Here is a 19730-nt window from a genome sequence, read left to right as displayed (position 1 = left end):
GACCGGAGGACGACGAGATGACGGTGACCCTGGCGGACGTGGCGGCCCGCGCCCAGGTCTCCCCCGCGACGGTGTCGCGCGTGTTGAACGGGAACTACCCCGTGGCCGCGACCACGCGTGAGCGGGTACTGCGGGCCGTGGACGAGCTGGACTACGTGCTCAACGGTCCGGCGAGCTCGCTCGCCGCCGCCACGTCGGACCTGGTCGGAATCCTCGTGAACGACATCGCGGACCCCTTCTTCGGGATCATGGCCGGTGCGATCCAGTCGGAGATCGGCGGGCCGGGCGGGCGCGCGGGCGGTGAGCGGCTCGGCGTCGTCTGCAACACGGGGGGCTCCCCGGAGCGGGAGCTGACGTATCTCACCCTGCTGCAGCGGCAGCGGGCGGCGGCGGTCGTCCTGACGGGTGGGGCGGTGGAGGACGCGCCGCACAAGGCCGCGATGTCCGCCAAGCTGCGCAAGCTCGCGGACGCCGGGACGCGGATCGTGCTGTGCGGGCGGCCGCCGGCGCCGGAGACCGGGGCGTTCGCGCTGACCTTCGACAACCGCGGCGGGGGCAAGGAACTCACCGAGCACCTCATCGGGCTCGGGCACCGGCGGCTCGGGTACATCGCGGGACCGGAGGAGCGCACCACGACCCGGCACCGGCTGGAGGGACACCGGGCGGCGCTGGAGGCGCACGGGATCACCGAGGACCCGCGGTGGACCGTCCATGGCCGCTACGACCGACGGTCCGGGTACGAGGCCACGCTGGAACTGCTGCGGCGGGATCCGTCGCTGACCGCCGTGGTGGCCGCGAACGACTCCGTCGCGCTGGGCGCGTGCGCGGCCCTGCGGGACTCCGGGCTGCGGATTCCGGAGGACGTGTCCGTCGCCGGGTTCGACGACCTGCCGTTCAGCATCGACGCGGTGCCTGCCCTGACGACGGTGCGGTTGCCGCTGGCGGAGGCGGGGGCCCGGGCGGGGCGGATCGCGATGGGACGGGAGGAGCCGCCGCCCGGGGGGATCGCGACGGTTCGGGGGGAGCTGATGGTTCGGGGGTCTTCGGGGGTACCGCGGGGCTGAGGAGGTGTGGGCGGGTGCGGGCCGGTGGGGGCCGGTCGCGCCGAAGCGGCGGCAGTCGCAGCCCCTCAGGTGGGTTCAGTTGCCCGCCGCGGATGCCTTCCTCGCCGCCTCCTCCACCCGGTTCCGGTACTGCTCCCACCACTCCCCGTCCCCCGGCGCCATGTTGTCTCCCTCCGCCCTCTGCCCCACCGATCCGTCGACGAGTTCGCGTACGACGTCGGCGTGGCCGACGTGGCGGTGGCTCTCGGCGATCATGTGGATCAGGATGCGGCCGAGGGTGAGTTCGGAGTGCGGGGGCCAGGGGACGCGGCCCATGGTGTCCAGGGGAAGGGAGTCGAGGGTCTCGTCCGCGTGGGCACAGGCCCGGCGGTAGCCGTCGACGATCTGCTCGCGGGTCTCCTCGGGGGTCGCCCACAGGTCGGCGTTCGGTTCGGCGGCGTCGGCGATCCACAGGGGCTGGGCCCCGGGGAGCGGGCGGCCGAAGGTCTCGCCGAAGTACACCGCCTCGGCACCGGCGAGGTGCTTGACCAGCCCCAGGAGGTTGGTGCCGGTCGGGGTCAGGGGGCGGCGGACGTCGTACTCGGAAAGGCCGTCGAGCTTACGGAGCAGGGAGTCGCGGGCGTCCTGGAGGTAGAGGCGGAGGTCGGTGCCGGGGTCTGTTGGGGCCATCGGATCAGTCTGTCGGCGGCACGATCTTTTTCCACTGATTAATCGGACCAGTGGTCGGCCTTCACCGCTGAGAAGCCGAACAGGTTGGGGATCCCGCCCGAGCCGGTCTCGGTGGTCCGTTCCAGGCGCAGGCCCGCCGCGAGCGTGGCGTTGAGCAGGTCGGCCAGCGGAATGTGCCAGGCGCCGACGCGGGCGCGTACCCCGGCCGGGTTCCATGAGTCGAGGGTGCGGGTGCGGTCGGCGTACCGCTCGTCCAGCACGATCCTCGTCCCCTCGCTCCAGTCGGCGAACGCGCCGATGAAGCAGGGATGGACGCCGAGGTGCACGAACCGGCCGCCGGGGGCGAGTACGCGGGCGATCTCCCTCAGGACGGCGGCGTAGTCGGGGACGTCCGTGCTCGCCAGCACGCACATCGCGGCGGGGACCGAGCCGTCGGCCAGCGGGAGGGCCGTCGCGTCGCCGACCACGACCGGCAACCGGTGGCGTCCGTAACGGAGTTGACCGCGTGAAAGGTCGACGCCGACCGGGGTCCAGCCGAGCGCCGCCGCCGGGGCCGCGTGCGCGCCGGTGCCGCAGCAGACGTCCAGGCAGATTCCCTCGCCGGGGCCCAGCAGTTGCCCGAGCGTGGTGTGCACCCTGTCGACGAACTCCCCGGTGGAGGACGGCGACATGTAGTCGTTGTACCAGTCCGCGTGGTCGTCGTACGTCGCTGTCGTCATGCCTGGATGCTAGGGACGGCTCCCTTGCCGCGGCTTGCCGTTCGCTCACGGCTCACGGTGCGTTGTCAGTGGGCGCCCCTATCGTCCTGCCATGGTCTTTTCGCTGCCAGACTGGCTGCCTTCGGGGCGGTTCGAGCAACGGGGTCCGTCGGAGGTCTGGATCTGCGACGAACTGCCGGACGACGTCGAGAAGGTGTGGGCGGATCTGCTCAGGCAGGCCCCGGTGACCGGGCTGCAGCCGCATCTCTGTTGGCCCGACGACCCCGCGCGCCCCGCGGATCCGGCCGCCGCCGACGCCGTACGCCTGGAAGAGGCGCTCGCGGCCGACTTCGCGGAGTACCGGGAGCGGCGGCTGCCGTTCTGGTCCGCTCCCTCCTCCGCGGAGCCGGACGACACCCCGGAAGGCGTCGAGCCCTGGCCGCACGATCCGGGGCCACCGTTCGCGAGCTGGCCCGGGCTCGCGCCCGCCGGTCCGGACACCGGTACCGGTCCGGGCCCCGAGGAGGCCGCGGGCCGTGCCGTCGCCGAACTCCTGCACACCGGGCCGTTCGCGGCGTCCCTGAGCCTTGTCCTCGTCCCCGCCCGCAGCTCCGCCGACGTCCCGGCGGTGATCGGCTGGACCGACAGGCCGCCGATGCCGCTCATGGGCGCCCTGCTGCGGAGCTGGGAGGAGCGGTTCGGGGCCCGGGTCCTGGCCGCGTACGGCGGTGAGCTCTATGTCTCCGTCGCCCGCCCGCCCCTCGACCCGGCGCACGCCGAGCGGCTCGCCCTGGAGCATGTGCTGTCCACCGCGGACAACATCGTGGACGACCCGCCGACGCCCTTCCCGGAGTACGCGCGCGCACTCGTCGGGCGGACGGAGTGGCGGTTCTGGTGGGACTGAGCCCGAAGACGCCGTACGCTCCCCGCACCGATGAGTTCCCCGTCCCACCTCGGTCTGCACTGCCGTAACCCACCAGGAACTGGAGTGAGTCCCATGCGCATCGTGGTCAGCGAGTTCATCAGTCTGGACGGGGTCGTGCAGGCGCCCGGCGGGCCCGAGGAGGACACCGACGGCGGGTTCGCGCACGGCGGCTGGTCGCATCCCTACTTCGACGCGGAGCTGCTCGGACCGGCGTTCACCGAGGGCATGGAGCGGGCCGAGGCGCTGCTGTACGGGCGGCGGACGTATCTGACGATGGCGGGGGCCTGGCCGGAGCGCGCCGGGGACCCTTTCGCCGACCGGCTGAACTCCCTCAAGAAGTACGTCGTCACCGACACCCTCGACGACTCCGAGCTGACCTGGAACAACACCGAACGGATCCCGGGCTCCGAGGCCGTCGGGCGGATCCGAGCGCTGCGGGAGCGCGAGGGCGGTGAGCTGGCGATGATGGGCAGCCCCACCCTGGTCCGCACGCTGATCGCTGAGGGGCTCGTCGACGAGCTGCAGCTCGTCGTGATGCCGGTCGTGCTCGGCGGCGGCAAGTCGATCTTCCCGGAGGACGGTGCGAAGCGGCCGTTCGAGCTGGTGTCCGCGGTCACCGGGAAGACCGGCGTGCAGGTGTGCGTGTACCGGCCCGCTACCGAGGGGTAGCCGCGGCGGGCGCGGACGTCCTACGCTCAGTCCATCGATATCTCTGACTGAGTCAAGCATCCGGGGGTCGACCGATCATGACCGTCCAGGACGTCCGCGCCTTCAACCGCTTCTACACGAACGTCATCGGGGCCCTCGACTACAGCCGCCAGCTGTACGCCCCCTACACCCTCACCGAGTCCCGTGTCCTGTACGAGCTCGCCCACTCGCCGCGCACCGACGCGGCCGATCTGCGCACCGAACTCTCGCTGGACGCGGGGTATTTGAGCCGGATCCTCAACAAGTTCGAGCAGGACGGACTGATCGAGCGCACGGCGTCGGCCCGTGACCCGCGCCGACGCCGGGTCACGCTCACCCCGCGCGGCCGGGAGACCGCCGCGCTGCTCGCCGAGCGCGCCGACGAATCCGTGGGCGCACTCCTCGCGACCGTCCCCTCCGCCGACCGGCCCCGGCTCTCCGAGGCGATGCGGACGGTCCGTACGCTCCTGTCCGACGGTCGCCCGCCGCGCCGAGAAGACGTCCTGCTGCGCGAGCCGGGGCCCGGTGACCTCGGCTGGATCGTGGCCCGGAACGCGGCCCTCTACGCCGCCGAGTACGGCTTCAACGCCGACTACGAGGGGCTGGTCGCCAGGATCGTCGCCGACTTCGCGGAGGATCATGATCCGCATCTGGAGCGGGTGTGGATCGCCGAGCTGGACGGACGGCCGGTGGGGTGCGTGATGTGCGTGCGGGACGAGGCGCCCGCGACCGCCCGCCTCCGGCTGCTCCTCGTCGAGCCGGAGGCGCGCGGACTCGGCATCGGGGACCGGCTGGTGACGGCCGTCGTCGACTTCGCGCGCGGTGTCGGCTACCGCGAGCTGGTCCTGTGGACCAACGACGTCCTCGCCGCCGCCCGCCGGATCTACCAGCGCCACGGATTCGTCCTGGCCGCCGAGAAACCCCACCGCTCCTTCGGCAGGGACCTGAACGGGCAGGACTGGCGGCTGGAGCTGACCGGCACGGGTGAGTGACGGGGTGGCCTTGGGGGGCGGCGGGGGGCGGCTCGTCCGGGTGGCTGGGCCGGAGCTGACCGGTGCAGTGAGTGAGGGGTGCCCGGGGCGGCTCATCCGGGCAGCCTCGCTGGAGCCGACCGGCGCAGGTGAGCGAGAGGCGTAGGCCGGGGGCGGCTCGTCCGGGCGGCTGGACCGGAGCTGACCGGTGCAGTGAGTGAGGGGTGCCCGGGGCGGCTCATCCGGGCAGCCTCGCTGGAGCCGACCGGCGCAGGTGAGCGAGAGGCGTAGGCCGGGGGCGGCTCGTCCGGGCGGCTGAGGCGGAGCCCCCGACTCATCCGGGCTCCCGGCTGGACCTCACCGACTCGACCGGGTGAGAGTAGGGCCCATGAAACTGGCGTTCTCCACCCTCGGTGTCCCCGGCCTCCCCCTCGCCGACGTGCTGCGGCTCGCGACCACGCACGGCTATCACGGAGTAGAACTGCGCGCGCATCCGGAGGAGCCGGTGCACCCCGGTATCGGGCTCGCCGAACGGGCCGACGCGGTCGCCGAGTTCAAGGCGGCGGGCGTGGAGGTCCTCGGTCTCGCCGGGTACGCGCGCGTGGCCGCGCCCGGCGACGACGAACCCGTGGTGGAGGAGATCCACCGCCTCCTGGACCTCGCCCGCGACCTCGGCGCCGGCTTCGTGCGCGTCTTCCCCGGCGCCGCCTCCGACCAGTCCCGCGAGGAGGCCGACGCCACGGCCGCCCGGCGGCTCGGTACGGCCGCGGAGTACGCCGGCGACCTCGACGTACGCATCCTCCTCGAAACCCATGACTCGCACCGCACGGGTGCCGACGCGATTCGTATCCTCGGCCCGGTCGGCCACCGTCAGGTCGGCTCGCTCTGGGACGTCATGCACACCTGGCTCGGCGGCGAACAGCCCTCCGAGACCTACGCGGCCCTCGCCCCGCACCTCGGATACGTCCAGGTCAAGGACATCGCGTCGGCCGACGACACCACCCCGGTCGCGCTCGGCACCGGGGTCCTGCCGCTCGCGGAGTGCGTGGAGGTCCTCTCCCGGCACGGCTGGGACGGCTGGCTGTGCTGGGAGTACGAGAAGCGGTGGTACGAGGCGGCCGCGCCGCTGGAGGAGCTGCTGGGGGCGGGCCGTGAGCACCTGGCGCGGCTCCTGAACGACTCCGCCTGACGGCGATTAAACGGGTGGCCCCGGCGGGAACGGCCGGATAGCGTCCCGGGGTGCACAGACCCTCCCCTCCCCCGCTGCCCGTGTCATGAGCCTCAGCCGTACGTTCCTCGATGTGCGGCCCCTGCGCACCTCCCCGGTGTTCCGGCGGCTGCTGTTCGGGCGCACGGTGTCCACGCTCGGCACCTTCATGACCATGGTCACGGTCATGTACCAGGTCTGGGACATGACCCACAGCACGATCTGGAGCGGCGCGGTCGGTGTCGCGCAGGCGGTGCCGATGGTCGGGGTCAGCCTGTTCGCGGGCGCCTGGGTCGACCGGGCCGACCGGCGCCGGGTCTACCTCACGGGCACCGTCGGCTCGGCGGTCTGCTCCCTGCTGCTGGCCGTGCAGGGCTTCGCGGGGCGCGCGCCGGTGGCCGTCGTCCTGCTGCTGGTCGCGGTGCAGACCTCCTTCGCCGCGCTCGGCGCGCCCGCCGCCGGCGTGTTCGTGCCGCGCCTGCTGCCCAGGGAGCAGGTGGCCTCCGGGCTCGCGCTCCAGCAGGTCACAGGGCAGGCGATGATGCTGGTCGGTCCGGCCGTCGCCGGGCTCGTGCTCGGCTGGTGGGGCATCGGCGTCTGCTACCTCCTGGACACCCTGAGCTTCACGATGTCCTTCTACGGCGCCTACGGTCTGCCCGCGCTGCCACCGGAGGGCGAGAAGTCCCGCCCCGGTCTGCACGGTGTCCTGGACGGGCTGCGCTTTCTGACCGGCCACCGGGTGGTGCGCGGCGCGCTGCTGACCGACCTGGCCGCCACCGTCCTGTCCATGCCGGTGAGCCTCTTTCCCCAGGTCAACGAGGAGCGCTTCGGCGGCGACCCGCGCACGCTCGGACTGTTCCTGTCCGCGCTCGCCGTGGGCGGTGTCGCCGCGACGGTCTTCTCCGGCCCGGTCACCCGCCTGGCCCGCCCCGGTCCGGTGATGCTGTGCGCGTCGGCGACCTGGGGCGCGGCCCTCGCGCTGTTCGGCCTGACCACCAGTGCCTGGGCGGGCCTCGGGTTCCTGGCACTGGCCGGCGCGGCGGACGCCCTGGCCGTCCTGTCCCGCACCACCATCGTGCAGACCGGCACCCCCGACGCCCTGCTCGGCCGGGTCACGGCCGCCGAGATGATCGTCGGCCAGGCGGGCCCGCACCTCGGCAATCTGCGCGGCGGGCTGGTCGCGGGCTGGAGCTCGGGCGTGACGGCGCTGATCACGGGCGGGCTGATGTGTGTGGCGGCGGTGGGCTATGTCGGGGCGAGCACACCGGAGTTGCGGGCGGTTCCGGTTACGGACGAGGCGTGATCCGCGAGTTCGGGGCCGGACACCGGTCCAGGACGGCGGGCCAGGAGCCGTAGCCGGCGTCCGAGTCGAGGTGGGCGGCGCCGGGGAGGATGCCGGGCGGTGCGCCCAAGGTCTCGCAGCCCCCTCCAGGCGGTACGGGTCGTCGACGCCGGCGACCGGGGAGGACGTCTGCGGGGATGCCAAGCGGTTCACCGAAGATCTCGCGGGACCCCTCCAGGCGGTACGGATCGTCGACGCCGGCGACCGGGGAGGACGTCTGCGGGGATGCCAGGCGGTTCACCGAAGATCTCGCAGCCCCCTCTAGGCGGTACGGATCGTCGACGCCGGCGACCGGGGAGGACGTCTGCGGGGATGCCGGGGGGTCGCCGAAGGTCTCGCGGGCCTGCCTCCTCCGGACGGTACGGGTCGGCGGCGGCGACCGGGCGGGTTGGCCCGGGGAGGGTGAACTCCAGGGCGGGCGCGGCCAATTGCGCAACGGCCTTACGAGCTGGGCGGCGGTGTGATCGTCCAGTGGTTGCTGCGCAGGATCCGGTCCGCGAAAGGCATGTCGAGTTCGCCGACGAGACGGAAGCCCAGGGAACGGCAGATGCCGTTCGAGGGGCCGTTGCTCGTGGCCGGGAACGCGTGGATGTCACCCCAGCGGTCCTCGCTCCAGGCCCGTTCGAGCAGCGCGCGGACCGCCCGCTTGCCCAGTCCCCGCCCCTGGAACTCCGGCAGCACCATCCAGCCGATCTCCGCGAGGGGCCCGTCCCCGGGGTCGTGGGACCAGACGGTCACCGAGCCCGCCACCACGTCGGGCCGGTCCGGATCGGGAACGATCATCTTGGTCCAGGACTCGTCTGCTGCCGCCGACTCCGCGTCCCGGCGCACCTTGTCCTCGATGCCCTCCCGCGGCAACGGCCCGCCGAGCCCGGCCATCATGACGGGATCGCAGCGCATCCGGACGTAGGCGTCCACGTCGTCCACCGTGACATCGCGCAACCACACGCTGCCGCTCCCCTCATCCCCGCCGCGCCACGAACCCCGCCACCCGCTCCTCCAGCCGCTTCCGGCACCCCGGCCACTCCTGCTCCGTGATCGAGAAGATCGCCGAGTCCCGCAGCCGTCCGTCCTCACCCGGGGCCCAGGAGCGCGACCAGTTCCGCAGGACGCCCTCGAAGCGGGCGCCGACGCTCTCGATCGCCGCACGGGAGCGTTCGTTGCGCGCGTCCGTCTTCAGATCGACCCGGGCGACGTCCCACTCCTCGAAGGCGTGCCGGAAGAGCAGCAGCTTGGCCTCGGCGTTGATGCCCGTGCCCTGCGCCGAGGCCCCCAACCAAGTGAAGCCGACCTCGATCGCGTCGAGTTGGTCCTCCGACCGCCAGTACCGCGGCTCCCAGTACGAGGTGGTCCCCACCGCCCGTCCCGTCGCGACCGACACCTGAGCGTACGGCGCGAGCTGTCCCGCCGCGGCCCGCGCGAGCTGCGCGTCGACGTAGTCACCGACCTCGTCGGCCCTCGGTACCCAGGTGAAGTCGTAGGTGCCGCGGTTCTCCTCCGCCGCCACGGCCAGGTCCGCCGTGTGCCCGTGGCCCAGTGGTTCCAGGCGCACCAACTCGCCTGCCAGGACCGGCCCTTCCAGCTGGAAACTCAATGCCCGTTCAACCCCCGATGGTCCTTCGCAGCTCGGCGAACGCCTCATGGAAACCGGGGAAAGTCTTGCGTACGCATCCGGGGTCGTCGAACGAGATTCCCGGTACCCGAAGGCCGGTGACCGCGAAGGACATGACGATGCGGTGGTCGCCGTACGTCGTGATGCGGGTGTCGGCCGAAGGAGCGGCCCCCGGGTGGATCTCGATCCAGTCCGGGCCGGTCGCCACCCGCACGCCCAGCCGCCGCAGGTTCTCCGCGCAGGCCTCCAGGCGGTCGCACTCCTTCACCCGTGTGTTCGCCACGTCCTCGATGCGGACGGGGGCGGAGGCGAAGGGAGCGATCGCCGCGAGCGTCGGCATCGTGTCCGAGATGTCCCGCATGTTGACCGTCAGGCCGCGCAGTTCCCCGGTGCCCCGGACCGTGGTGGCCGCGGCGCCGACGGACACCTCCGCCCCCATCCGCCGCAGTACACCCACGAAGCCGAGGTCGCCCTGGAGCGCGCCCGTGCCAAGCCCGGGGACCGTCACCTCGGCGCCCGGGGTCACGGCTGCCGCCGCGAAGAAGTAGCTCGCCGTGGACGCGTCCGGCTCGACCGCGTAGGTCGTGGCGCGGTAACCGCCCGGCGGGAAGGCGAAGACGTCGCCCTGCCTCGTCACCTCCACCCCGAACGCCCGCATCATCGCGAGGGTGATCTCGACGTACGGCGCCGACACCAGGTCCGTGACGCGGATGCGCAGGCCCCGGCGGGTGAGCGGGCCCAGCAGCAGGAGTGCGGTGAGGTACTGGGAGGACTGGCCGGCGTCCAGCGTCACCTCGCCGCCCTCTACGCCCGCCGCCCGCACCGTCAGCGGATGGTGCCCCTCCGCCTCCTCATGCCGCAGGTCCACTCCCAGGTCGCGCAGCGCACGCGACAGCGGCAGCAGGGGGCGCCTGCGCATCTGGGGCGAGGCGTCGAAGCGGTATGTGCCGTGGCCTGCGGCGGCCAGGGTGGGCAGGAAGCGGGCGGTCGTCGCGCCGTCACGGCAGTACACGTCCGCCTCGGCGACCGCCGGTCCCTGCGGGCGGCCGTCCACCTGCCATGCGTCCGGGGTACGGCCCACCCGGTAGCCCAGCCGTACCAGGCCCTCGGCGAAGCCCTCCGTGTCGTCCGAGCGGAGGGGGCGCAGGAGGGTGGTCACTCCGTCGGCGGCGGCGGCCAGGAAGAGGGCCCGGGCGGTGATGGACTTCGAGCCGGGGAGGGAGAGGGTCTGCGGGGCGGGCGTGTCGACGGGCATGCCCCTCATGATCGCCCACGGTCACCTCCGACGCCGGGACGTCCACGGGGTGGACCTCGTTCAGGGGCGGTGCCCGGAGCGTGTCCCCCGCCTCCACCGGTCGTCCGGAAGCGGCGCCTTGCGGTCCGTCTGCACCTGGAGCTCGTAGTACGAGTCGGCCGCCGTCCCGTGCCACGCCTCGTCGTGCGCCGCCATCGCGCCGCGCAGGGCCCCGCCCGCCGTCCCGCGGCGGCGGACGTGGCGGGCCAGCAGGGTGAAGAGGACCAGGGTCACGGCAAGACCGGCGAGGACGGTCAGGAGCGGCAGCAACTGGCTCATGCACCGACCCTACGCCGGGGTGCGCCGGCCCACTGTGTCGGCTCATCCGTCCCGTCGACCCCTGCCGCACCAACTTGGGGAAATCAGGCCAAAGCCGGGAACCCCGCCCCGCCGCCGATCGTCCAATGCGCAAGCTGCCGGAGAGTCACCGCGGTACGGCGTCGGCCTCGCTGCTGGCTGCGAACGCTGACCAACCCTCTCCTCCGTACTGCGGCCGGCAGCACGGCCGTCATCGGCGCGCCCCCCTCCAAAGCGCCGATGGCGGCCCCTCCCTGGTTACTGTGCACTCCCTTGACTGGCAGAAACTTCCCGGTTATTGGTGACTTCTCGGAAGTTTCCTTCAGCGGATCACCTCCGGAAGGAGCGCACGTGCCCTCCAGACGTACCGTCCTCGCCGCCACAGCAGGCGTCGCCGCCTCGTTCGCCGTCAGCGGGACCGCACACGCGGACGACAAGAAGCACGACCACAAACTCCGCTCTCTCATCTCCCGTATGACGCTCGAGGAGAAGGTCGGCCAGCTCTTCGTGATGCGGGTCTACGGCCACTCCGCCACCGCCCCCGACCAGGCCGACGTCGACGCCAACCTCAAGGAGATCGGCGTCCGTACGGCCGCCGAGATGATCGCCAGGTACCGGGTGGGCGGGATCATCTACTTCACCTGGGCGCACAACACCCGTGATCCGCACCAGATCGCCGACCTGTCCAACGGCATCCAGCAGGCGTCCCTGCGACAGCCGCGCGGACTGCCCGTCCTCGTCTCCACCGACCAGGAGCACGGCATCGTCTGCCGGGTCGGCGAGCCCGCCACTCTCTTCCCGGGCGCCATGGCGATCGGTGCGGGTGGAGCGCGCAAGGACGCCCGCACACTCGGCAGGATCGCGGGGCGGGAACTGCGAGCCATCGGCATCCGGCAGAACTACTCCCCCGTCGCCGACGTCAACGTCAACCCGGCCAACCCCGTCATCGGCGTCCGCTCCTTCGGCGCCGACCCCCAAAAAGTCGCCGGTCTCGTGGCCGCCGAGGTCGCCGGGTACCAGGGCGCCGGGGTCGCCGCGACCGCCAAGCACTTCCCGGGGCACGGGGACACCGCGGTCGACAGCCACTACGGCTTCCCCGTCATCACCCACAGCCGGGAGCTGTGGGGGAAGCTGGACGCCGTCCCGTTCCGGGCCGCGATCCGCGCCGACATCGACTCGATCATGACCGCGCACATCCAGTTCCCGGCCCTCGACCCCTCCGGTGACCCGGCCACCCTCTCCCACCCGATCGTCACCGGCATCCTGCGCGGCGAACTCGGCTACGACGGGGTCGTGGTCACGGACTCCCTCGGCATGGAGGGCGTCCGCACGAAGTACGGCGACGACCGTGTCCCCGTCCTCGCCCTCAAGGCCGGTGTCGACCAGCTCCTCAACCCGCCCTCCCTGGACGTGGCGTGGAACGCCGTCCTGAAGGCCGTACAGGGCGGCGAGCTCACCGAGGCGCGGCTCGACGAGTCGATCCTGCGGATCCTGCGGCTCAAGGCCCGGCTGCGCCTCTTCGAGGAGCCGTACGTCGGTCACGACGGCGTCACCCGGACCGTCGGCACCCCGGCCCACCTCGCCGAAGCCGACCGGATCGCCGAGCGGACGACCACCCTGCTGGTCAACGAGGGGCGACTGCTGCCCCTGAACCGCGGCACCCACCGCAAGCTGCTCGTGGTGGGCGCCGACCCCGCCTCGCCCTCCGGTACGACGGGCCCGCCGACCGGGGTGCTCGCCGCCGCCCTCACCGAACTGGGCTTCACGGCCACCGCCCTGCCGACCGGTACGGCTCCCTCCGCGGCCACCGTCGCCCAGGCCGTCGCCGCCGCGCGGGACGCGGACGCGGTGATCGTGGGGACGTACAACATCACGGCCGCCCAGAGGACACTCGTCGAGCAGCTCGTGGCGACCGGGAGGCCGGTGGTGGCGGTCGCGATCCGCAACCCCTACGACGTGGCCCAGCTGCCCACCGTCCCGGCATACCTGGCGGCCTACTCCTGGACCGACGTCGAACTGCGGGCGGCGGCACGGGTGATCGCCGGGAAGGCGGCGCCGCGCGGGAGGCTGCCGGTGCCGGTGCAGCGGGCGGACGATCCGGCGAAGGTGCTGTACCCGGTCGGGTACGGGCTGTCGTACGGCCGATAGCACGCGGGACGTAGTTCCCGTACGACTCGCAACTCGTACATCACTCCCCAAAAGGCGCAAAGGCCCCCACACGTCTGGCGTGGCCCCGCCGCGACGGTCACGCTGGGCGGTGGGGGCAGTGCGGGGGGATGGCGATGCGCGACAGGTTTTCCACGGGGGTGGTGTGTGTACTGCTGGCGCTGCTCGCCGCCCTGCTGACGGGGTGCACACAGTCGGCGGCCGGCGGGGAGAGCGACGAAGGGCCCAGCACCACGGCCCCGGTCTCGCCGTCCGCGACGCGGGCCTCCGGTTTCGGCGCGGTGTTCCTCGCGGTCGACGAGTGCAGCTCCTTCGGCAAGGCCAGTTTCACCGAGGTGCCCTGCACCAGTGAGCGGGCAGCGGCGCGGGTCGTCGCCCGGCACGACGGCACCCCGGCCGGCGGGCCACCGTGCCCGGCGACCACCGACTTCGTGCTGCACATCAGTGAGCAGAGCCAGATCTCCGACGAGGACGGCGACGGGGCGGTGCCGCAGGGATACGCCTGCATGCGCAACCTGGAACCGCCGCATCCCGGTGACCCCGGCGGCGGGGGCGGACCGCGGACCATCGTCGGCGACTGCGTGTACGGCTCGGGCAGCGGGCAGGTCAGGGAGACCGCCTGTGACGGCACGGGTGCGAAGAAACCGCAGTACAAGGTGGTGAAGGCGGTCACCGAGCGCAGCCGGTGCCCGCTGTCGACAGCTCTGTACGTCCAGCTCGGCGGCGCTCAACCGGTCGGCTGCGCCCGGCCGTTGTGATCCCGGCCGGGCGCGCCGAGCGGGCTACGGACGCAGGGCGGGCTCGCGCTCCACGTCCCGTACGTCCAGCTTCTTGTCGAACTTCGCGAGCGGCTTCGCCTCGGTCACGGCCGTGGCCGGGACGCCCGCCCAGGCGAGGATCCTGGCCGTGGCGAACGCCTTCTGGTCGGCGACCAGACCGGCGACGTTCGCCCCGTGGTTCATACCGGGCGCGGTGAACACGTACGCGTCCTTCGCCCCCTTGTCGACGCGGAACCGCTCCCCGCCCCACGGGTCGTTCTGGCCGTACACGTAGAGCATGTGACGGGCGTTGCTCCGCACCCAGTTGTCCACGTCCCGCATCGCGTACGGCTGGAACTTCGTCGGGATGTCCCGCGGGACGAAGTTGCGCGGCGGCTGGTAGCCGTAGCGCACGTACTTCTTCTCGATGTGCGGGAAGTGGATCGTCGGGGCACCGAGCTGGGTGGCCGCCTGGTAGTAGTACGGCGTGTACGGCGCGAGGCCCTGGTCGGTGTAGAAGGAGAACCCGGAGACGGTGTCGATCGAGTTCCAGATCTGGTCGTCGGTCGCGGTCTTCGCGTTCGGCGGGATGAGCTCGTCGTCACCGCAGTTGGCCAGCAGGTTGTACTGCCAGAAGCCCCAGACGTAGTCGAGGACGACCGCCTCGTAGGCCCGGTCCAGGCTGCCGACGGTGGTGAAGGTGAAGCCCTCCGCCGCCGCGTACTGGGCGTACTTCTTCTCCAGCGGCTCGCGCCGCACCAGGGCCTCGCGCTGCACCGCGTTCAGCCGGTCTCGGCACTCCTTGGTGCCGACCTTCTCGAAGAAGCGGTCGTACGCCGAGTCCTCGTCGTTCACCACGTCGTTGGGGGCGACGTAGGCGACGACGCCGTCCATGTCGCGCGGGTAGAAGCGCTCGAAGTAGGTGGCGGTCATGCCGCCCTTGGAGCCGCCCGTGGAGATCCAGTTCCTCGAGTAGATCTTCTTCAGCGCCTTGAAGATGCGGTGCTGGTCACTGGCCGCCTGCCAGATGTCCAGCTTGGTCCAGTCGGCCGGGTCGGGCCGGGAGGGCGTGAAGAAGCGGTACTCCATGGAGACCTGGTTGCCGTCCACGATCTGGGTCGGCTCGCGGCGGCTCGGCGTCGTCGAGACGCTGTAGCCGCCGGTGTAGAAGACCGTCGGCCGACTGACGTCCCTGTGGAGCACGGTGATCCGCTGCTGGAACGTGCCCTTGGACGGGTGCCGGTGGTCGACCGGCTGGGTGTAGTTCAGGACGAAGAAGCGGTAGCCGGTGTACGGCTTCTCCTCGATCAGGCTCATCCCCGGGATGGCGAGGAGCTGATCCTTGATGTCGGTGGTGGCACCGGTGCCGTCGGCCTCCGGCTCGGCGGCGGTGGCCGCCCCTGCCGTGCTGACCGTGCCGATGAGCACGACCAGCGTGAGAAGCCATCTGAGCGCCTTGCGCATGCACCCTCCCCTGTGAGTACAGATGTCCGCCGGACGCTAGCGGCGCAAGTCCCATCCGCACCAGGGGAGGTGACGCCTCGATGGGGAAAACCCTGTCAGAAACCTGTGTCTCAGAGCCGGATCCAGCCGTCCGAGTCGTACTTGCCCCGGCCGACCTCGCCCTTGACCCACACCTTCCGCTGCCCGGCGTGCACGGTGACCGGACCGGCCCGGTACTTGTACCGGCCCACGTCCTCGACCGGCCGCAGCCCGTAGGCGCGCAGACTCACCTTCATGTGCTGCCGGACCCCGGGGCGCTTGGGAAGGGTGACCGCGCACACGTAACCGCGCCGCTTGTACACCTCCACCGTGCCGGTCGAGAACGGGAACGACCTGACCTTGCGCCCCTCGCAGGACGAGGCCGCGGCCTGCGCCTGTCCCGGCACGGCGACCCCGAGCATCCCGGCCGCCACCGTCACGGCCAGTCCCACCGCCAGCCGCCGCATCGCTCCACTCTTCACTGCCGTCCCTCCCGCAGCTCTTAGGCGTACAGGTGTACGGACGCAGAGCGTATGTCGGACGGTTGCACGACCGTCAGCCGGACACCTCGACCGGCTCCCCCACGAACGTCCGCCACAACTCGGCGTACCGCCCCTCCAGCGCCAGCAGTTCGTCGTGGGTTCCGTCCTCGACCGCGCGGCCGTGGCAGAACCTCCCGATGTCGCCCTCGCACCGCTCGGCCCTGGCGGGCCTCCCCGGCTTCGGGACGACCGGCCGGACTCCGTCCGGCGCTCGATGTGGCCGCATGCCGGAGCTCCGGGATCCGGTCAGGCCGGCGCGGGCGCGTCCTCCCCCACGAACGTCCGCCACAACCCCGCGTACCGCCCCTCCAGCGCGAGCAGTTCGTCGTGGGTTCCGTCCTCGACCACGCGGCCGTGATCCATCACCACGACGCGGTCGGCGCGGGCCGCCGTGGTCAGGCGGTGGGCCACGACGAGGGTGGTGCGGCGGCCCGCGAGACGGTCGGTGGCCTGGTTGACCAGGGCCTCGGTGGCGAGGTCGAGGGCTGCCGTGGCCTCGTCGAGGAGCAGGATGTCCGGGTCGACCAGCTCCGCCCGGGCGAGCGCGATCAGCTGGCGCTGGCCCGCGGAGAGGTTGCGGCCGCGTTCGGCGACCTCGTGGAGGTAGCCGCCCTCCAGCGTGGCGATCATCTCGTGGGCGCCGACCGCGCGGGCCGCCGCCTCGACCTCGGCGTCGGTGGCGTCCGGGCGCCCGTAGGCGATGGCGTCGCGGACCGTGCCCTGGAAGAGGTAGGCCTCCTGGGGGACCACGCCGAGGCGGTGGCGGTAGGAGGTCAGGTCAAGGGCGCGCAGGTCCGAGCCGTCGACCGTCACCCGGCCGCCCGTCGGGTCGTAGAACCGGGCCACCAGTTTGACCACGGTGGACTTGCCCGCGCCGGTCTCGCCGACGAACGCGACCGTCTGCCCGGCGGGGATCTTCAGGTCGATGCCGCCGAGGGCCTCCTCGTCGTCCCCGTACGCGAAGTGCACGTTCTCGAAGGCCACCTCGCCCCGCAACGACAGGACGTCCAGGGGCTCCTCGGCCGCCTTCGTGGACGTCGGTTCCCGGAGCAGCTCCTGGATGCGGCCCAGGGAGACTGTCGCCTGCTGGTAGCCGTCGAAGACCTGGGAGAGCTGCTGGACCGGGGCGAAGAACAGGTCGATGTAGAGGAGGTAGGCGACCAGCGCGCCGGTCGTCAGGGTCGCCGCGTCCACCCGGCCCGCACCCGCGATCAGCACGGCCGCGGCGGCCACCGAGGACAGCAGCTGGACGAAGGGGAAGTAGATCGAGATCAGCCACTGGCCCCGGGTGCGGGCCTGGCGGTAACTGTCGCTGCGCTCCGCGAAGCGCGCCCCGCCGTCCCGCTCCCGGCGGAACGCCTGCACGATCCGCAGCCCGGACACCGACTCCTGGAGGTCGGCGTTGACCAGCGAGACGCGTTCACGGGCGAGTTCGTACGCCTTCACGCTCGCCTTGCGGAAGAAGTACGTGGCGACGATCAGCGGCGGGAGCGTCGCGAAGACGACCAGGGCCAGCTGCACGTCGAGCACCAGCAGGGCGCCCATGATGCCGAAGAAGGTGACGACCGAGACGAACGCGGTGACCAGGCCGGTCTGCAGGAAGGTGGAGAGGGCGTCGACGTCCGTCGTCATCCTCGTCATGATCCGGCCCGTCAACTCCCGCTCGTAGTAGTCGAGTCCGAGCCGCTGGAGCTGGGCGAAGATCTTCAGCCGCAGGGAGTACAGGACCCGTTCGCCGGTGCGTCCGGTCATCCGGGTCTCGCCGATCTGGGCCGCCCACTGGACGAGGACCGAGAGCAGGGCCAGCGCGGTCGCCGTCCAGATCGCGCCCACGGCCATCCGCGAGACACCGTCGTCGATGCCGTGCCGGATCATCACCGGGAGCAGCAGGCCCATGCCGGCGTCCACGGCGACCAGGCCCAGGCTGATCAGCAGCGGCCGCCCGAAGCCCCGCAGCAGCCGTCGCAGACCGTACGACTCCTCGGGCGTGACCGCGCGCGCCTCGTCGATGTCGGGGGTGTCCGTCGCCGGGGGCAACGCCTCGACCTCGGCGAGGAGTTCGGGGGTGGCCGGAGTGCCGGCCAGAGCCGTGTCCTTGGGCTCGCGGTCACCGGTCCACAGGCGGGGGGTGACTCCGCGCTCGGCGTCGAACTCGGCGTCCAGCTCCTCGCGTACGGAGGTGTCCTCGTCCACGGCCTGTACGGCGGCCGGGTGGGCGTGGCCCGGGGATGTGCCACCGAGACCGTCGGGGTCGGTGAGCAGGCGGCGGTAGAGGGCCGAGCGCTCCTGGAGCTCGTCGTGGGTGCCGAGGTCGGCGAGGCGGCCGTTCTCGAGGACGGCGATGCGGTCGGCGAGGTTCAGGGTGGAGCGCCGGTGGGCGATCAGCAGGGTCGTGCGGCCCTCCATGACCTGCTTCAGGGCCTCGTGGATCTCGTGCTCGACCTGCGCGTCCACGGCGGAGGTGGCGTCGTCCAGGACGAGCAGGCGCGGGTCGGTGAGGATCGCCCGGGCCAGCGCCACGCGCTGACGCTGGCCACCGGAGAGGGTGAGGCCGTGCTCGCCGACCGTGGTGTCGTAGCCCTCGGGGAGCGCGGCGATGAAACGGTCCGCCTGGGCGGCGCGGGCGGCCTTCTCGACCTCCTCCTGCGTCGCGTCGGGACGGCCGTACGCGATGTTGTTGCGGACCGTGTCCGAGAACAGGAAGGAGTCCTCGGGGACCAGGCCGATCGCGGCCCGCAGGGAGTCCAGGGTGAGCTCGCGGACGTCGTGGCCGCCGATCAGGACGGCGCCGTGGGTGACGTCGTAGAAGCGCGGCAGGAGCAGGGAGACGGTGGACTTGCCCGAGCCGGAGGAGCCGACGACCGCGAGGGTCTCGCCGGCGCGGATCTCGAAGCTCAGTCCGTCGAGAACCGGGCGCTCGTCGTCGTAACCGAAGGAGACGTCGTCGAACTCGACGGTGGCCGGGGACTCGGCGGGAAGCTCCTTGGTGCCGTCCTTCAGGTACGGCTCGGTGTCGATCAGCTCCAGGACGCGCTCGGTGCCGGCGCGGGCCTGCTGGCCGACCGTGAGGACCATGGCGAGCATGCGGACCGGGCCGACGAGCTGGGCGAGGTAGGTGGAGAAGGCGACGAAGGTGCCGAGCGTGATGTGGCCGCGGACCGCGAGCCAGCCGCCGACGGCCAGCATCGCGACCTGGCCGAGGGCGGGGACGGCCTGGAGGGCCGGGGTGTACTTCGAGTTGAAGCGGATCGTGCGCAGGCGGCCCGCGTAGAGGCGGCGGCCGACCTCCCTGAGCTTTCCGGTCTCCTGGTCCTCCTGACCGAAGCCCTTGACCACGCGTACGCCGCTGACTGCACCGTCGACCACGCCCGCGACGGCGGCGGCCTGGGCCTGGGCGTACCAGGTGGCGGGGTGCAGCTTGGAACGGGAGCGCTTGGCGATCCACCACAGGGCCGGGGCCACCGCCAGGGCGACCAGGGTGAGCGGGATCGACAGCCAGGCCATCACGACCAGGGAGATCAGGAAGAGGGCGAAGTTGCCGATCGTCATCGGCAGCATGAAGAGCAGGCCCTGGATCAGCTGGAGGTCGCTGGTGGCCCGGCCGACGACCTGGCCCGTGGACAGCTCGTCCTGGCGGCGGCCGTCGAGCCGGGTGATCGTGCCGAACATCTCCGTGCGCAGGTCGTGCTGGACGTCGAGGGCGAGCCGGCCGCCGTAGTAGCGGCGGATGTAGGTGAGGACGTAGACCAGGACCGCCGCGACGACCAGGGCGCCGGCCCACGGGGCCATGTCCCGGGTGTGGTCACCGATGACGTCGTCGATGATCACCTTGGTGATCAGGGGGACGATCGCCATGACGGCCATGCCGCCGAGGGAGGAGCCCAGAGCGAGGACGACGTCCTTGGGGTAACGCCAGGCGTACCCGGCCAGTCGTCGTGCCCATCCCCGTTGCGGTTCCACGCGGTGCCCTCCGGTGTGTCCATCGACCTGATCTGCCGGAAGACACCAACGCGAAA

Annotated in this window: 18 protein-coding genes; 8 read left to right on the top strand and 10 right to left on the bottom strand. The window is 72.0% G+C overall.

Translation table 11 applies throughout. The features are described 5' to 3' along the window. Positions 1-17 precede the first annotated feature (17 nt). Positions 18-1064, top strand: coding sequence for a LacI family DNA-binding transcriptional regulator (locus BFN33_RS34975; protein WP_057609701.1), 1047 nt, complete (start codon positions 18-20; stop codon positions 1062-1064). Positions 1065-1139: 75 nt separating this feature from the next. Here the strand turns inward: BFN33_RS34975 and BFN33_RS34970 are convergent, their stop codons facing one another. Beyond that, on the bottom strand, positions 1140-1733 hold the full coding sequence (locus BFN33_RS34970; protein WP_069764209.1) for a DinB family protein: 594 nt from the start codon (positions 1731-1733) through the stop codon (positions 1140-1142). Between the two features lie 38 nt (positions 1734-1771). Continuing rightward, positions 1772-2452 carry a class I SAM-dependent methyltransferase gene (locus BFN33_RS34965; protein ID WP_069764208.1) on the bottom strand — a complete coding sequence of 227 codons (681 nt, stop codon included), beginning with the start codon at positions 2450-2452 and terminating at the stop codon, positions 1772-1774. A 91-nt stretch (positions 2453-2543) separates the two neighbouring features. Here BFN33_RS34965 and BFN33_RS34960 point away from each other — a divergent pair, with 91 nt between their 5' ends. From BFN33_RS34960 to BFN33_RS34940, 5 genes are all read left to right on the top strand, one after another. After that, a complete protein-coding gene (locus BFN33_RS34960) occupies positions 2544-3335 on the top strand; it encodes a DUF4253 domain-containing protein (RefSeq protein WP_079141152.1) in 792 nt (263 codons plus the stop codon). Positions 3336-3428: 93 nt separating this feature from the next. Further along, the gene (locus tag BFN33_RS34955) at positions 3429-4025 is read left to right on the top strand and encodes a dihydrofolate reductase family protein (protein WP_069764207.1); all 597 of its coding nucleotides are present in this window, start codon (positions 3429-3431) and stop codon (positions 4023-4025) included. A gap of 77 nt (positions 4026-4102) precedes the next feature. Beyond that, positions 4103-5035: a bifunctional helix-turn-helix transcriptional regulator/GNAT family N-acetyltransferase gene (locus BFN33_RS34950; RefSeq protein WP_069764206.1), complete on the top strand. Its 933-nt coding sequence runs from the start codon at positions 4103-4105 to the stop codon at positions 5033-5035. A gap of 367 nt (positions 5036-5402) precedes the next feature. Next, positions 5403-6203: a sugar phosphate isomerase/epimerase gene (locus tag BFN33_RS34945; protein ID WP_069764205.1), complete on the top strand. Its 801-nt coding sequence runs from the start codon at positions 5403-5405 to the stop codon at positions 6201-6203. Positions 6204-6288: 85 nt separating this feature from the next. Further along, positions 6289-7524 carry an MFS transporter gene (locus tag BFN33_RS34940; RefSeq protein WP_069764204.1) on the top strand — a complete coding sequence of 412 codons (1236 nt, stop codon included), beginning with the start codon at positions 6289-6291 and terminating at the stop codon, positions 7522-7524. Between the two features lie 480 nt (positions 7525-8004). Here the strand turns inward: BFN33_RS34940 and BFN33_RS34935 are convergent, their stop codons facing one another. Genes BFN33_RS34935 through BFN33_RS34920 form a run of 4 tightly spaced genes read right to left on the bottom strand, consistent with a single transcriptional unit; the run spans position 8005 to position 10748 of the window. Next, complete coding sequence (locus tag BFN33_RS34935; RefSeq protein ID WP_069764203.1) at positions 8005-8511, bottom strand: GNAT family N-acetyltransferase; 507 nt, start codon at positions 8509-8511, stop codon at positions 8005-8007. 13 nt (positions 8512-8524) lie between these two features. Next, positions 8525-9157: a GNAT family N-acetyltransferase gene (locus tag BFN33_RS34930; RefSeq protein ID WP_069764202.1), complete on the bottom strand. Its 633-nt coding sequence runs from the start codon at positions 9155-9157 to the stop codon at positions 8525-8527. Between the two features lie 7 nt (positions 9158-9164). Then, the gene (aroA, locus tag BFN33_RS34925) at positions 9165-10430 is read right to left on the bottom strand and encodes a 3-phosphoshikimate 1-carboxyvinyltransferase (RefSeq protein WP_069764201.1); all 1266 of its coding nucleotides are present in this window, start codon (positions 10428-10430) and stop codon (positions 9165-9167) included. Between the two features lie 60 nt (positions 10431-10490). After that, positions 10491-10748: a hypothetical protein gene (locus BFN33_RS34920; RefSeq protein WP_069764200.1), complete on the bottom strand. Its 258-nt coding sequence runs from the start codon at positions 10746-10748 to the stop codon at positions 10491-10493. A gap of 369 nt (positions 10749-11117) precedes the next feature. On the opposite strand from BFN33_RS34920, the gene BFN33_RS34915 reads away from it, so the two are divergent. Both BFN33_RS34915 and BFN33_RS34910 read left to right on the top strand, forming a co-directional pair. After that, positions 11118-12914: a glycoside hydrolase family 3 protein gene (locus BFN33_RS34915; protein ID WP_088245456.1), complete on the top strand. Its 1797-nt coding sequence runs from the start codon at positions 11118-11120 to the stop codon at positions 12912-12914. Between the two features lie 134 nt (positions 12915-13048). After that, positions 13049-13690 (top strand): hypothetical protein, encoded by a 642-nt coding sequence (locus BFN33_RS34910; RefSeq protein WP_069764199.1) that lies wholly within the window; start codon positions 13049-13051, stop codon positions 13688-13690. A gap of 24 nt (positions 13691-13714) precedes the next feature. Here the strand turns inward: BFN33_RS34910 and BFN33_RS34905 are convergent, their stop codons facing one another. From BFN33_RS34905 to BFN33_RS34890, 4 genes are all read right to left on the bottom strand, one after another. Further along, the gene (locus BFN33_RS34905; RefSeq protein ID WP_069764198.1) at positions 13715-15154 is read right to left on the bottom strand and encodes a S28 family serine protease; all 1440 of its coding nucleotides are present in this window, start codon (positions 15152-15154) and stop codon (positions 13715-13717) included. 110 nt (positions 15155-15264) lie between these two features. Continuing rightward, positions 15265-15639, bottom strand: a complete 375-nt coding sequence (locus BFN33_RS34900; protein ID WP_370743344.1) for a hypothetical protein — start codon at positions 15637-15639, stop codon at positions 15265-15267. A gap of 88 nt (positions 15640-15727) precedes the next feature. Beyond that, positions 15728-15940, bottom strand: coding sequence for a hypothetical protein (locus BFN33_RS34895; RefSeq protein WP_069764196.1), 213 nt, complete (start codon positions 15938-15940; stop codon positions 15728-15730). 20 nt (positions 15941-15960) lie between these two features. After that, positions 15961-19674: an ABC transporter ATP-binding protein gene (locus tag BFN33_RS34890; protein WP_069764195.1), complete on the bottom strand. Its 3714-nt coding sequence runs from the start codon at positions 19672-19674 to the stop codon at positions 15961-15963. Between the last annotated feature and the right edge of the window lie 56 nt (positions 19675-19730).

The organism is Streptomyces sp. LUP47B, from assembly GCF_001746295.1.
Taxonomy (GTDB): Bacteria; Actinomycetota; Actinomycetes; order Streptomycetales; family Streptomycetaceae; genus Streptomyces.
This window is presented reverse-complemented; position numbering and strand designations above follow the sequence as displayed.

Excerpts from the sequence above, each read along its gene's own strand:
- BFN33_RS34950 (WP_069764206.1), top strand. The coding sequence starts at position 4,103 with ATGACCGTCCAGGACGTCCGCGCCTTCAACCGCTTCTACACGAACGTC.
- BFN33_RS34920 (WP_069764200.1), bottom strand. The coding sequence starts at position 10,748 with ATGAGCCAGTTGCTGCCGCTCCTGACCGTCCTCGCCGGTCTTGCCGTG.
- BFN33_RS34905 (WP_069764198.1), bottom strand. The coding sequence starts at position 15,154 with ATGCGCAAGGCGCTCAGATGGCTTCTCACGCTGGTCGTGCTCATCGGC.
- BFN33_RS34970 (WP_069764209.1), bottom strand. The coding sequence starts at position 1,733 with ATGGCCCCAACAGACCCCGGCACCGACCTCCGCCTCTACCTCCAGGAC.
- BFN33_RS34965 (WP_069764208.1), bottom strand. The coding sequence starts at position 2,452 with ATGACGACAGCGACGTACGACGACCACGCGGACTGGTACAACGACTAC.
- aroA (WP_069764201.1), bottom strand. The coding sequence starts at position 10,430 with ATGCCCGTCGACACGCCCGCCCCGCAGACCCTCTCCCTCCCCGGCTCG.
- BFN33_RS34960 (WP_079141152.1), top strand. The coding sequence starts at position 2,544 with ATGGTCTTTTCGCTGCCAGACTGGCTGCCTTCGGGGCGGTTCGAGCAA.
- BFN33_RS34955 (WP_069764207.1), top strand. The coding sequence starts at position 3,429 with ATGCGCATCGTGGTCAGCGAGTTCATCAGTCTGGACGGGGTCGTGCAG.
- BFN33_RS34975 (WP_057609701.1), top strand. The coding sequence starts at position 18 with ATGACGGTGACCCTGGCGGACGTGGCGGCCCGCGCCCAGGTCTCCCCC.
- BFN33_RS34940 (WP_069764204.1), top strand. The coding sequence starts at position 6,289 with ATGAGCCTCAGCCGTACGTTCCTCGATGTGCGGCCCCTGCGCACCTCC.
- BFN33_RS34910 (WP_069764199.1), top strand. The coding sequence starts at position 13,049 with ATGCGCGACAGGTTTTCCACGGGGGTGGTGTGTGTACTGCTGGCGCTG.
- BFN33_RS34945 (WP_069764205.1), top strand. The coding sequence starts at position 5,403 with ATGAAACTGGCGTTCTCCACCCTCGGTGTCCCCGGCCTCCCCCTCGCC.
- BFN33_RS34900 (WP_370743344.1), bottom strand. The coding sequence starts at position 15,639 with ATGCGGCGGCTGGCGGTGGGACTGGCCGTGACGGTGGCGGCCGGGATG.
- BFN33_RS34895 (WP_069764196.1), bottom strand. The coding sequence starts at position 15,940 with ATGCGGCCACATCGAGCGCCGGACGGAGTCCGGCCGGTCGTCCCGAAG.